This is a genomic window from Oceanicoccus sp., from assembly GCF_029238675.1.
In the GTDB taxonomy this organism is placed as follows: domain Bacteria; phylum Pseudomonadota; class Gammaproteobacteria; order Pseudomonadales; family Dasaniaceae; genus Oceanicoccus.
In genome coordinates this window covers 45,272-57,629 of record NZ_JAQWFR010000029.1, presented here as the reverse complement: position 1 = coordinate 57,629, position 12,358 = coordinate 45,272, and the positions used below count along the sequence as shown (strand labels likewise).

Sequence of the window (12,358 nt, the reverse complement as noted above, 5' to 3'; positions counted from 1 at the left end):
TAGAGATTAGTGCTTGTCGGGGCTGCTTAGGCTGCCCCGGCTAAAATAATTATTCGACGCATAAAAGTCCCCAGCATCTGAACGCTCCAAATCCCGTCGCTCATCAGACTTCCTTCTGCGCTTATGGCTGAGGTCCAGTCTTGGGTTTTGACGTTGCTCTTTGCCCTGACGGCGATCAAGGCCGGTACGTCTGTTAAAGAAAAATCGGTTAGTCATTGTTTTTTAAGCTGTTTATAGCAAGTTTTCCTAGGCTTTTCCGGTGTGTGTACTAGCTTTAAAGTGCACTTTACAGTGCTGCCCCAGCGTCATATTACAGTCATGTTACCGTGATACTGTGGTTCTCCGTTGGTGATTTGGGCAGAGCACTTTTTGCTAGGGGTAGGAACAATTCTAGGCCATGAGCCGCAGTTTTCCAGTGAGTTGTGAATATGCCACAGACTTAGGGCGTATTGATCTTATTATTAGGGTTCCTATCACCTTGTATGCCCCATATAATGCGCTATTAATGATAAAAATATGAGGTGATAGATTGACTGCGGAGCAGGTAACAGCACGGGTTGCACAGATTGGGCAACAGCTGATCGATGTGGCGAAAGCCCTGCCTGTGCAATCTATAAATAAGGCAGTCAGCGGTGCGCTTATTGTTTGGCTGTTAATTGCCCTGGCCCAGCTGGCGAGTGTCTTTATTAGCGATGATGCTGTTCCTGCCGCTACACCTGCCGCTACAGATACCACTACAGATACCACTTCGGCTACCCAAACCCAAGCCGCTAGTAAAACAGATATTGCCCAACTGCAATCTATTAACCTGTTTGGTGCTGTCGGTGCAGTACCGGTACTTCAGACTGAGACAGCGGTAGTTGCTGATAACGCGGCCTTAAATGCCACTAAGACCAAATTGAAATTGAGCCTGGAGGGTATTGTCCATACCCCCGATGATGATGAATCGCTGGCGGTTATCGTCTACCAAAATAAACAGGATCAATATTATATTGGCGACAAATTGCCAGCGGGTAATAATGTCACCCTGGCCCGGGTGATGACAGATCATGTGATCCTGGATAACAGCGGTCGTTATGAATCCCTATGGCTATACGACGACGAAAAGAAAGCCTCTGGCCCCAGGCAGGCAGTATCCCCCCCTCAATCAAACACAACAGCGGTGACCGATAAGCGCGGCAATGCAGATGCGACCAATCTTGCTAAGGGGTATCGCGATCGCCTCTATAAAAACCCAAGTTCCCTGGCACAAGTGTTGCGGATATCACCCGCACAAAAAGATGGCCAGATGTTGGGGTACCGAGTCAGTCCTGGCCGTGACAGGCAGCAGTTTACCCAATTAGGTTTTAAAACTAACGACATTGTTACCAGTATCAATGGCATTGAATTAGATGAACCTTCCAAGGCATTGGAGATTTATAAGCTGATGCGCACGGCATCAGAAGCAAGCTTTACTGTGGATCGCAATGGCGCCCCGGTTGAAGTGTTGGTGTCTTTGGGTGAATAAAAAAGAACAGTGCCACAAAACAACGTCATCCCCGCCCCCGACAAATGCACTCGAGGGCAGGCTTCGACGAAAATGACTATCGTCATTCCCGCGAAGGCGGGAATCCAGTGCTGTAGATTTCCGCCTTCGCGGAAATAACAGCATAAGCATGCAGGCTGGATTCCCGCCTTCGCGGGAATGACGAGAGTTTTTTTTTGGAATGACGAGAGTTTTTTTTGGGAATGGCAGTATAAATTTAATAATTAGGTATAGGTTTTATGGTTTTATTTCAACGGGGATTGAAGGCGGCAATGCTGGCACTATTGGTGGGCATCAGCCCCATAGCCACCGCACAAACGGCGACTGATGCTGCAGCCCAAGAGGGGCAAACCTGGACGGTTAACTTTAAAGAGACCGATATCCAGGAATTAATTCGTTTTGTTGCCAAAGCATCGAAAAAAACCATAATTATCGACCCCAAGGTCAAAGGTAAGGTTCAGGTTATTTCCGCCAAGCCAGTTACCAGTGAAGAGCTGTATGAATTGTTTTTATCGATTCTTGAAGTACAGGGTTTTGCTGCAGTAGAGTCCGGCAACGTTACGCGTATCATCCCCGCCAAAAGCGCCAGAACAGCGCCAGTAGAAGTTAAAACCGGTGAATACCTAAAAACCAGCAGCGGTATTGTTACTCAGGTTATCCAATTACAAAATATTTCAGCGGCAAAGTTAATTCCGGTGCTTCGCCCGCTAGCACCACAGCAAGCTCATATGGCCGCTTATACACCCAGTAATGCCATTATCATTTCTGATACTGCAGCCAATATTAACCGCATCAAAAAAGTGATCAGCAGTATTGATCTGTCCGCCGTGCAAAAAACCGATATTGTGCCGCTTGAACATGCTTCCGCCGAAGAAGTAGTAAGAATGTTAGAGCAGTTAAAAAAATCGGCATCGGCAAAAGGGCAGGCTGAAACTAAAAAATTAATCTTGGTGGCAGATAAGCGCACCAATAGCGTTCTGGTAACGGGCGATGAGCTGGAGCGTCAGCGCGTTAAATCGTTAATTCAGTACCTTGATACTCCGCTGGCACAAAGCGGCAATGTAAAAGTTGTTTACCTTGAATACGCGGTGGCAAAGGACCTTGCCGGCGTGTTAACCAAGGTTGTGCAGAATATGGAGCGAATGAATCAGCAAAACGATAAAGCCAAGGGCAATAAAAAAGCCACCGCAACCATTGAGGCGGATGAAGGCACCAACTCACTGATTGTCACGGCAGAAGCTGACATCATGCAGTCGCTATTATCGGTGGTTCAGCGTTTGGATATTCGCCGGGCGCAGGTATTAGTAGAAGCCATTATTGTAGAAATGACCGATGACGATGGTCGCGATCTGGGTATCGAGTGGTTATTTCTTAACGATAGCGGTTCCTATGGTTCATCCGGTAACCAGGGTTTGGGTGGCGCTATAGCCGCCGCTGCTTTTGAAACAGACGAGAACGGTGACCCCGTTGATTCCCGTGCAAGTATTGCACAAGTGTTAGGTGGTGCAGCTGGCCAGGTTTTGGGTATAGGACAGTTAGATGATGATCTAAGTTTTAATGTAGTCATTAATGCATTACAGGGTAATCGTGAAGCCAATATTTTATCCACACCTTCACTGTTAACACTGGACAATGAAGAGGCATCCATTACCGTGGGTGAGAATATTCCTTTTGTTACCGGTTCATATACCTCGACCGGTGTCTCCTCTAACCCCAACAGCCCGTTCCAAACTGTGGAGCGTGAGAATGTAGGTATTACCTTGAAAATTACCCCGCAGATTAATGAAGGGGACTCACTGGTATTGGCAATCTCCCAGGAGGTGTCCAACGTTATCGAAGGCAGCGCAACACTAAACAGCAACGTTATCACCAGTGAAAGAAAGATCGATACCAAGGTATTGGCAGATGATGGCCAGATTATTGTTCTCGGTGGTTTGATTGAAGATGATGTTACTGAGCAAGTTCAGAAAGTCCCTTTGTTAGGTGATCTGCCTGTTATTGGCGCTCTGTTTAGAAGTACTTCAACCCGCGTTGGCAAAAAACACTTGTTGATCTTTATCCGTCCTACTATCGTGCGTGATAAACGAATAATGGATGATGTAACAGGGCAAAAATATGGACTGATCCGCTCTCAGCAGTTGAGAGAAATTGAAGAAGGTATAAACCTGATTGATGATGAGTCCTTGCCATTGTTACCACAGTGGCGTGAAGAGTTGGAAGAGTTGCAGGACATTCAGGACAAGCGAGCGGCAGAGGAGAAAAAAATCGAGGCAGCAGAGCAATGAGATTAATGGCTTCTGTTAGCAAGGGTGCGCGTAATGGATAATGCTGAGACTATTATTCAAAATGAAGACCTGGCCGAGACCGATGCAAGAGTTGAGCGGTTGCCGTTTACCTTTGCCCAGGCCCATGGCGTGTTGTTGCAGTACGATAATGAGCAGCCGCATATTTTTTATCGACCGGGTCTAAAGGTTGCTACCTTACTTGAACTGCGTCGCTCACTAGGCCAGTCATTTACTAGCACCGAACTCTCCGAAGGCGCTTTTCAACAACGACTAACCCAAGCCTATCAAAAAGATAATAACGAAGCCGTGCAAGTGGCCGAAGATATGGGGTCGGATATTGACCTGACTCGCCTGGCCGATGAAATTCCCGATACTGCCGACTTGATGGATGCCGATGATGATGCACCGGTTATTCGTCTTATTAATGCGGTGCTATCACAGGCGGTGCGAGAGCAGGCTTCTGATATTCATATTGAAACCTTTGAAGATAAACTAACAGTACGTTTTCGTATCGATGGTATTTTAACGGAAGTACTGTCACCAAAACGAATGCTAGCTCCGCTGTTGGTGTCACGTTTAAAAGTGATGGCTAAATTAGATATCGCCGAAAAACGTGTGCCGCAAGATGGCCGTATCTCCATTCGCCTGGCGGGGCATGCCGTCGATATTCGTGTATCAACCATTCCTTCCGCCCATGGTGAGCGCGTTGTACTGCGCCTGTTAGATAAGCAAGCCGGGCAGTTGCATCTCGACCAGTTGCAAATGAATCAACAGGTACACGAGGCTTATACTAAGGCATTGCATACCCCTCACGGTATTATTTTGGTGACGGGCCCAACAGGTTCCGGTAAAACCACAACACTTTACGCTGGCTTAACCCATATAAACCAAAGCAGTCGCAATATTCTAACCATCGAAGACCCAGTGGAATATTTATTGCCGGGCATTGGCCAGACACAAGTCAATTCCAAAGTAGATATGACCTTTGCCAGAGGCCTGCGGGCAATCCTGCGGCAGGATCCCGATGTAGTCATGGTCGGTGAGATTCGCGATACCGAAACAGCAGAAATTGCCGTGCAGGCGAGTTTAACCGGTCACCTGGTTTTATCTACCTTGCACACCAATACGGCTGTTGGTGCCATAACGCGTTTGCAGGATATGGGTGTTGAGCCTTTCTTATTATCCTCAAGTATTATCGGTGTGTTAGCCCAGCGTTTGGTCAGGGTTTTGTGCGATCACTGTAAAGAAGAGCATGGGGCCAGTGAAGGTGAATTGGCTCTGTTGGGTATGTCCGGCAGCACCGAAGAGGTCACCATTTATCGTGCCGTCGGTTGTGACCATTGTAATCAGAGTGGTTATAAAGGCCGTACTGGCATTTACGAAATGATAGAGATTGATGATGACTTACGGGTCATGATCCATGAAGGTGTCGGCGAACAGGAAATGCTAACCGAAGCCCGCAAACGCGCCGGGGGAATATTGGATGATGGCCGCCGCCGGGTATTGGCCGGTGAAACAACCGTTGAAGAGGTGTTGCGGGTAACCGCAGCCTAGGGCTCACCATGTCGGCATTTAGCTATAAAGCATTTGATAGCAATGGCAAAATGGTCAAAGGCGTTATTGAGGGTGACTCAGAGCGTCAGGTCAGAAGCCAGCTACGCCTGCAGCAATTAAAACCTGTCGCCGTTACCGAATCCGCAGAAAAAATTGCCAAGCCTCGCTCGGGTTTTAATTTAGAAGGTTTATTTAAACCTCGCATCAGTCAGGCTGACCTGTGTTTAATCACACGACAAATGGCGACCCTGGTGCAATCCAATATGCCGTTGGATGAAGTACTGACCGCAACAGCCCAGCAAGCCAGAAAGCCGCGAATCAAAAGTTTAATGTTACAAGTACGCGCCCGAGTATTAGAAGGGCATAGTCTGGCCTATGCCTTGGGCGACTTTCCGCAAATTTTTAACGAAATGTATTGCTCCATGGTTAAGGCTGGTGAGACGGCTGGGTTTTTAGGTACGGTATTAGAGCAGTTAGCCGATTACACCGAAAACAGTCAGCATACTGCGCAAAAATTAAAAGGCGCGATGATTTACCCGATTATTTTAACGCTGCTCTCGGTAGCGGTTATCGGTGTATTAATGATTTTTGTCGTCCCTGATTTGGTCAGCATGTTTAACCATACCAAACAGGAATTGCCTGCTTTAACTAAAATAGTAATCGCCACCAGTGAATTCTTTTCTGAGAAATGGTGGACACTGATTGTCGGACTGATTGTTGTCATAGTCGGTTGGCGGCAATTATTAAAAAGCCCTGAACGTCGCAAGGTCTGGCATCGTATTGTGCTGAAACTGCCGTTTATCTCCGGCTTTGTCGTTGCCATGGATACCGCTCGCTTTGCTTCTACCCTAAGCATTTTAACGTCCAGTGGCGTGCCGTTGTTAGATGGTCTGCGAATAGCGGGAGAAGTCTTAACCAATCTGCGTTTGCGAGAAGCGAGCAAAGAGGTTGCTATTACTGTACAGGAGGGTGGAAGTTTGCATCGGGCATTGGATCAGGCGGAGGTTTTTCCGCCTATGATGGTGCATATGGTCGCCAGCGGTGAGGCCAGTGGCGAGCTGGAGAATATGCTGGCACGATCAGCGCTGACCCAGCAACGTGAACTGGATATGAGCTTGGATAATTTAATGGGCGTGTTTGAACCCATGATGATTTTGGTAATGGCCGCAGTGGTATGCACGATTGTGTTTTCTATTTTGATGCCCATTATCCAAATGAATAATTTAGTGGCTTAGTTTTAAAAAAGCCAAATGTAGCAAGTTAATAGGAAAAAATGATGAAGAAGCAGTCCGGTTTTAGTTTGATCGAAATAATGGTGGTATTGGTCATTATTGGTTTACTAGTCAGTATCGTAGCACCCAACGTATTGGACCAGGCCGATGATGCCCGGGTACAAAAGGTAAAGGCAGATTTTAGCGCGATTGATACGTCTTTAAGTATGTACCGTCTAAATAACTTTAGCTACCCAACCAGTGAGCAGGGTCTGGAAGCCTTAGTGGAAAAACCCACTATCGACCCCGTTCCCAATAATTGGAAAAAAGGCGGCTACTTAAAAAATCTACCGCTTGACCCATGGGGGCGTGCTTATTTATACCTAAGCCCCGCTGAGTTCAGCGATGATGATTATGATATTTATAGTCTGGGTGCCGATGGCGTTACTGGTGGTGAAGACCAAAATGCAGATATTGGTAGTTGGATGAAAAAAGGCGGTGAAGGCGAATAAGTTGAGTAGAATTATTTCAGCACGGGGCTTTAGCTTAGTCGAGCTATTGGTCGTTCTGCTGATTATTGGTTTGGGTTTCAGCTTGGCCAATTTTAACGTGGGTGGTAATGAAAGCTACCGCTTGCTAAGTGAGGCAAAACAGTTCGCCAATAGCTCAGCCTTGATTGCTGAAGAGGCTATTCTTAGCAATACCCAGTGGGGGGTGGATATATACCGTCAACCTGCTGATAACAATGATGGTTACAACTTAGAGCAGTATGGTTACCGCTGGTTAGTTCGCAATAAAGAAGGCGACTGGGAATTAGCCAGCAGCAGCAACGGTGAAGTAGATTTTTTATTTTCTCCTGGCATCAGTGTCAGGTTGGAGTTGGAAGGCTCTGAAGAAGAAGTTGAGATTTTATTAAAGCGGACGGTTAATGAGCAGTCCAGTGTCTTTGACCAGCAAGAGGGCATAGCCGAGCAGTTAAGCGGTACTGAAGAAGAACAACAAGAACCACTGCTGCCGGCTTTATGGTTATTATCCAGTGGTGAAATCAGTGCCTTTAGTATGACGTTATATGATGCGCAAAGTCCCGATAATCAGGTTGAGATTAAAGGGGATGAACTCGGCCGAATTAAGGTGCTTACGGGGTTAGAGGACGATGAAGAAAATTAGCACGCAATCGTCGGGCTTTACTTTAGTGGAAGTGATGGTGGCGCTAATGATTGTTGCTGTCGCCGTTTCGTCATTGCTGTTCCAAATGATGAGCACCATCAATAATACCGCCTATTTACGTGAGCAAACTATTGCCCATTGGGTAGCATTAAATCAGCTGGAACTGATTTATATAGAAAACAGAAAAAACAACCAGTTAATCGATCGTGAACGCTCGGGTGTTGAAGAAATGGCTGGCAAGGAATGGTTCTGGACTATTAAGCCGGTAAAAACCGAGAATGATAATTTTAGTCAGCTAGTGGTGTCCGTTTATGCCGATCAAGATGATCAGGAGTCATCGGTGGTGAGCGTAACGGGTTTAATTGATCGGTTTCATAAAAAATTATGAAGCGGGCGATACTAGTCAGATTGTCTGCGGGTTTTACTTTAATTGAAGTGATGCTGGCGATGTTAATCACCGCCTTTGTCGCGATGTTAGCCTACAGTGGTCTGAGTACCTCGATAATCGCCGCCGAAGGGCATGAGGAGCAGGCTCAGCAAATTGCTGATATCCAGTTGCCCTTAACCATACTAGAGCGAGATATTCGCAATGCGGTGGCAAGGCCGATTAACAACGAGTATGGCGATGTTGAAGCTGCCTTAGTCGGCGGCGCTTTAAGTGACTACCCTTTGAGCTTAACGCGAAGGGGTTGGCACAACCCACGGGAATTGCCCCGTGGAGAATTGCAGCGAGTGCGTTATGTGCTGGAAGATGATGAACTCTGGCGTGAAAGTTGGTCTGTATTGGATCGCAATTCAGAGTACGAAGGTCAGCAGCGAACCCTGGTATTAAAGGGCGTGATTAATCTGGAGTTGGCATTTTTAAATGGCAATTCTGCTGGTGCATCTTCGAGTGTGCTGGGCGGTGAGTGGGTCGATATTTGGGATGATCCTGATAACTTACCCCTGGCAGTGGATATAAAATTTGAGCTGGAAAATTTTGGTGAGGTGAGACGTGTCTTTAGTATCGCCCAGCCTTAAAGCCAGGCAGCAAGGTGCCGCGTTGATCCTTGCCTTAGTAGTTTTGATGATGGTAACGCTATTGGCCACCACGCTCAAAAGTGATTTTCTGGTGACCTTGAAACGGGTAGAAAACCAGTTGCTGGGTAAACAGGCCTTCGCTTATATGGCCGGGGTAGAAGGTATCGCCCGCGAAGTTTTACAAACTGATTTGACAGCCAGCCCCGATAAAGACCATCGCAGCGAGGGCTGGTTATACAACACAATTGAATATCCGATGGAGTGGGGTGCAATAGCGGGAACCCTGTGTGATTTGCAGGGGCGTTTTAACCTTAATAGCTTATCGGGTAGTGGCAAAGGGACTGCGAGTTTTACCCCTGGCCAGGAAATATTTATCCGCCTGTTACAGGCCTTGAAGCTGGAAGAGACTATCGACCAGCCACAGGCGGAAACTATCACCAATGCGGTTTCGGACTGGGTAGATAAAGATAGTAATACCCGCCCAGAGGGCGGCGCAGAAAACGGTTACTATGGGGATTTAGAGGTGCCCTACAAGGCGGCTAACCGACCTTTTACTAGCGTCTCTGAATTGCGTTGGGTAAAAGGTATAACACCACAAATCTATAGAGCGTTACAGCCCTATGTGATTGCGTTAGATGGTAGTGCACTGCTTAATGTTAATACCGCTGAAGCTATGGTACTTCGTGCTATTAACGATACGGGGGTGCGCCGGCCTTTATCAGAGTCTGAAGCCGACTCCCTGATAGCGCAGCGCGATGGTGATATTACCGCAGAGCTTACGCAACAGAATACGGGTTATGACAAGCTGGAAGATTTTGCCAGTAAGCATCCAGCCTCAAAACTGGATACCAGTCGTTTTACGGTAAAAAGCGAATATTTTTTACTGAGAACAGACAGTCTATTTTTAGATAGAGAATTTACTTTGTACAGTGTGTTACATCGCAGTACCGGTGGCGAGATAAAAACCATCGCCAGGGGCCAGTCAGGGTTTGGTGAATGTGAGGCCGGGCCTGCTAGTAATGCGGACAGTAATGCAAACAATGAAAGTTAAACCATAGATAACCATAAAACAGGCAAGCGTTAATCGTGAACTCGATAATAGTAATAAAACCGTGTGGCATTGATAACTACGAGTGGTTGGTAGCCCAGAAAAAATCAGCGGCTGCCCCTCAGTTAATAGTAGGTGATGGTGAGCGCCTACAAGCGCAGTGCGAGCAAGCCGCCAATGTCACCCTATTAGCTAATGCTGAAAATATCACATTAAAAACCGTAGCCTTTGAAAGCCACGAACGTAAATTACTGCGTCAGACCATTCCCTATTCATTGGAAGACGATTGCATAGACGATATTGAAGAGCAGCATATTGCCTTGGGCGATATTGCTGGCAACTCTGTATCTCTGGCCATTATCAAGCGCGATACTTTGGACGAGAGTTTAATCGATGCCGTACCTGAAACCGTTGAAATTAATCAGTTGGTTTCAGAGTTATTGTATATCCCTCTACAGAGTGAACGTTGGAGCATCGTCGTTGATGGTGATCGCTGGTTGGTGCGTTCAGCAGCCTATGAGGGTTTTGCTCTGGAAGCGGATGCAGCCCCGTTTGCTTTGCAGTTAATGCTGGATGAAGCGGAGCAACTGCCCGAGGGGCTAACGGTTTATTGTAACGAAGAACAACAGTCAGCCATCAACGCACAACTACCGGAACTATTAAGAGGTATTGCTGACTGGCAGTATCAGGATTATTGGTCAGTGATGGCAACAGGTTTAAGCCAACAACAAGTTACAGCGACTACTATCAATTTACTTCAGGGTGATTACGCCCCAAGCCTGCCATGGAAAAAATGGTGGCAAACCTGGAAAGTGGCCGCGTTGCTATTAGCTACCGCCGTTATCTTTCAAGTGGCGGTATCGTATACCCAGCTTTCTGTACTGGAAAAGAATAACCTTGAGCTGCGTGCTGAAATAGAACGGGCCTACCGAACTGCTGTGCCTCGCGGTGCAGTGATGGATCCAGAAAGACAACTACGTCGCAAAGTCGGCGCGATGAAAGGTACATCAGGCGAAGGCTTTGTTTCTATTCTGAGCCAGATAGGCCCAGTATTGAATGCGGTGAATGGCTTAAGTGTGCAAAGCTTAAACTACAATGAAAAACAGTCGGAAGTTCGCATGACTATCCTGGCGTCGGGTTTTAATGATGTAGAAACCGCCCGCGCCAATTTAGAAAAACTAGGCTTAAAAGCGGAGTTAACCGGCAGCAACGCCGAGGGTGATAAAACCCGAGCCAGGCTACGGGTGAGAGGTTAAGACGATGCAGCAATGGTTTAATAATTTACGTCGCCAGGAACAGTTGATGCTGTTGTTCGGTTCTTTTGTGGTTTTGGCCTATCTATTATTTGTAGTGATTCTTGCGCCGATGTCTGCCTCGGTCACCCGTTTAGAACAGCAAAATAAGCAGGCGGTGGAGAGTTTAGTAGCGGTTAAAGAACTGGCCAAAGAATATAACGCACTGCAAAAATCTGGCGCGGGGAAATCAGGTTCTAAACAAAACCTTGCTCGCCTGATAGACACAACGGTAAAAGCCAGCGGCCTAACCATGAATCGTTTTCAGCCCTCCTCATCGGGTGATGTACAAGTACGATTTGAAAATGCGGTATTTAATGATGTGATCGCCTGGATTGGTGCGCTGGAAAATGACCACGGTGTGTTAGTTAAAGATCTGTCCATCAGCAATGGCGCGGCCACAGGTTTAGTCAATGTTTCTGTGCGCTTACGTCAGGGGGGCTAATTGGTGAAGGCTATTTTAATTGCCGTTGTCCTACTCTTAGTCGTCGCTGTGCTGGCGATTGCCAATGCTCCCGCCTCACTAGTACCGATGGCATTGGAAGAGTTAGAGAAACGTCAATTACTGGATCCCAAAGCACCAGCTATCACTTTGGCTAAGCTTGAGGGCACCGTCTGGGAAGGGCGGGCCAATGAAGCCATAATGACTATCGATGGTGAAGCTGTGTCCTTAGGTGTGTTGTCATGGCAGCTTGAACCTATGTCACTGCTAGACCGCACTCCTATTATTCATCTCACCAGCAATGCCCCGGAGCTTCGTCTACAAGGGACTGTTGTTGCCAATGAGAAAGGCGATATAAGCATTAACAATGTCGAAGGTCGCCTACCGATTAGTTTATTAGAGCCTTGGTTCCCGATGCTGGTCAAAGGTGATATCGCTTTTGTGTTTGATCATATTATTGTTAACCCAAAACAATTACTCGCCATTGATGGCGTACTCAATGTGGAATATGTGGATTGGCTTGGGGGCGATTATGCTATGCCGTTAGGTAGCTATATGGCGCAGATCACACTGCAGGATAATCTGGTTCATGTTGATATCAATGATTTTAGTGCCAGCTTGGGGATGATGGGTTTATTAACCATAAACCCGGTCAATGGCGTTTATCAATTTGATGCCACCTTACAAGCAAGGCCGGAATTGGCTCCAGAAGTGACTGAATCAATAGCGTGGTTGGGCAAACGTAATAGTCAGGGTGATATTGTATTGAAAAGTCGTGGCCGGTTTTAAGCGTGCTTGCTTATGTAGTTAAAGT

13 protein-coding genes are annotated in these 12,358 nt (G+C 46.9%); 12 read left to right on the top strand and 1 reads right to left on the bottom strand.

The features are described 5' to 3' along the window. Positions 1-6: 6 nt before the first annotated feature. Complete coding sequence (locus P8H32_RS10665) at positions 7-216, bottom strand: hypothetical protein (protein ID WP_297290784.1); 210 nt, start codon at positions 214-216, stop codon at positions 7-9. 313 nt (positions 217-529) lie between these two features. Between P8H32_RS10665 and gspC the strand changes: the two genes are divergently transcribed. From gspC to P8H32_RS10605, 12 genes are all read left to right on the top strand, one after another. Then, positions 530-1,507: a type II secretion system protein GspC gene (gene gspC / locus P8H32_RS10660; RefSeq protein WP_301089358.1), complete on the top strand. Its 978-nt coding sequence runs from the start codon at positions 530-532 to the stop codon at positions 1,505-1,507. A gap of 257 nt (positions 1,508-1,764) precedes the next feature. Beyond that, complete coding sequence (gene gspD, locus P8H32_RS10655) at positions 1,765-3,810, top strand: type II secretion system secretin GspD (RefSeq protein WP_297292477.1); 2,046 nt, start codon at positions 1,765-1,767, stop codon at positions 3,808-3,810. A gap of 33 nt (positions 3,811-3,843) precedes the next feature. Further along, positions 3,844-5,364, top strand: coding sequence for a type II secretion system ATPase GspE (gene gspE, locus P8H32_RS10650; protein ID WP_297292478.1), 1,521 nt, complete (start codon positions 3,844-3,846; stop codon positions 5,362-5,364). 8 nt (positions 5,365-5,372) lie between these two features. Then, positions 5,373-6,599 (top strand): type II secretion system inner membrane protein GspF, encoded by a 1,227-nt coding sequence (gene gspF, locus P8H32_RS10645; protein ID WP_297292479.1) that lies wholly within the window; start codon positions 5,373-5,375, stop codon positions 6,597-6,599. 41 nt (positions 6,600-6,640) lie between these two features. Beyond that, positions 6,641-7,087, top strand: coding sequence for a type II secretion system major pseudopilin GspG (gspG, locus tag P8H32_RS10640; protein WP_301089375.1), 447 nt, complete (start codon positions 6,641-6,643; stop codon positions 7,085-7,087). A gap of 1 nt (position 7,088) precedes the next feature. Beyond that, complete coding sequence (locus P8H32_RS10635) at positions 7,089-7,742, top strand: prepilin-type N-terminal cleavage/methylation domain-containing protein (RefSeq protein ID WP_297292480.1); 654 nt, start codon at positions 7,089-7,091, stop codon at positions 7,740-7,742. After that, positions 7,729-8,130, top strand: coding sequence for a type II secretion system minor pseudopilin GspI (gene gspI / locus P8H32_RS10630; protein WP_297292481.1), 402 nt, complete (start codon positions 7,729-7,731; stop codon positions 8,128-8,130). Before P8H32_RS10635 ends, gspI begins: the two co-directional genes overlap by 14 nt. Beyond that, entirely contained in the window at positions 8,127-8,762 is a 636-nt protein-coding gene (gene gspJ, locus P8H32_RS10625; RefSeq protein WP_301089357.1) for a type II secretion system minor pseudopilin GspJ, read from the top strand. Before gspI ends, gspJ begins: the two co-directional genes overlap by 4 nt. Further along, positions 8,737-9,813 carry a type II secretion system minor pseudopilin GspK gene (gene gspK, locus P8H32_RS10620; protein ID WP_297292483.1) on the top strand — a complete coding sequence of 359 codons (1,077 nt, stop codon included), beginning with the start codon at positions 8,737-8,739 and terminating at the stop codon, positions 9,811-9,813. Before gspJ ends, gspK begins: the two co-directional genes overlap by 26 nt. 35 nt (positions 9,814-9,848) lie before the next feature. Next, a complete protein-coding gene (gspL, locus tag P8H32_RS10615) occupies positions 9,849-11,066 on the top strand; it encodes a type II secretion system protein GspL (RefSeq protein WP_297292484.1) in 1,218 nt (405 codons plus the stop codon). Positions 11,067-11,070: 4 nt separating this feature from the next. Further along, on the top strand, positions 11,071-11,547 hold the full coding sequence (gspM, locus tag P8H32_RS10610; protein WP_297292485.1) for a type II secretion system protein M: 477 nt from the start codon (positions 11,071-11,073) through the stop codon (positions 11,545-11,547). A gap of 3 nt (positions 11,548-11,550) precedes the next feature. Then, complete coding sequence (locus tag P8H32_RS10605) at positions 11,551-12,333, top strand: type II secretion system protein N (protein ID WP_297292486.1); 783 nt, start codon at positions 11,551-11,553, stop codon at positions 12,331-12,333. The last annotated feature ends 25 nt before the right edge of the window (positions 12,334-12,358 follow it).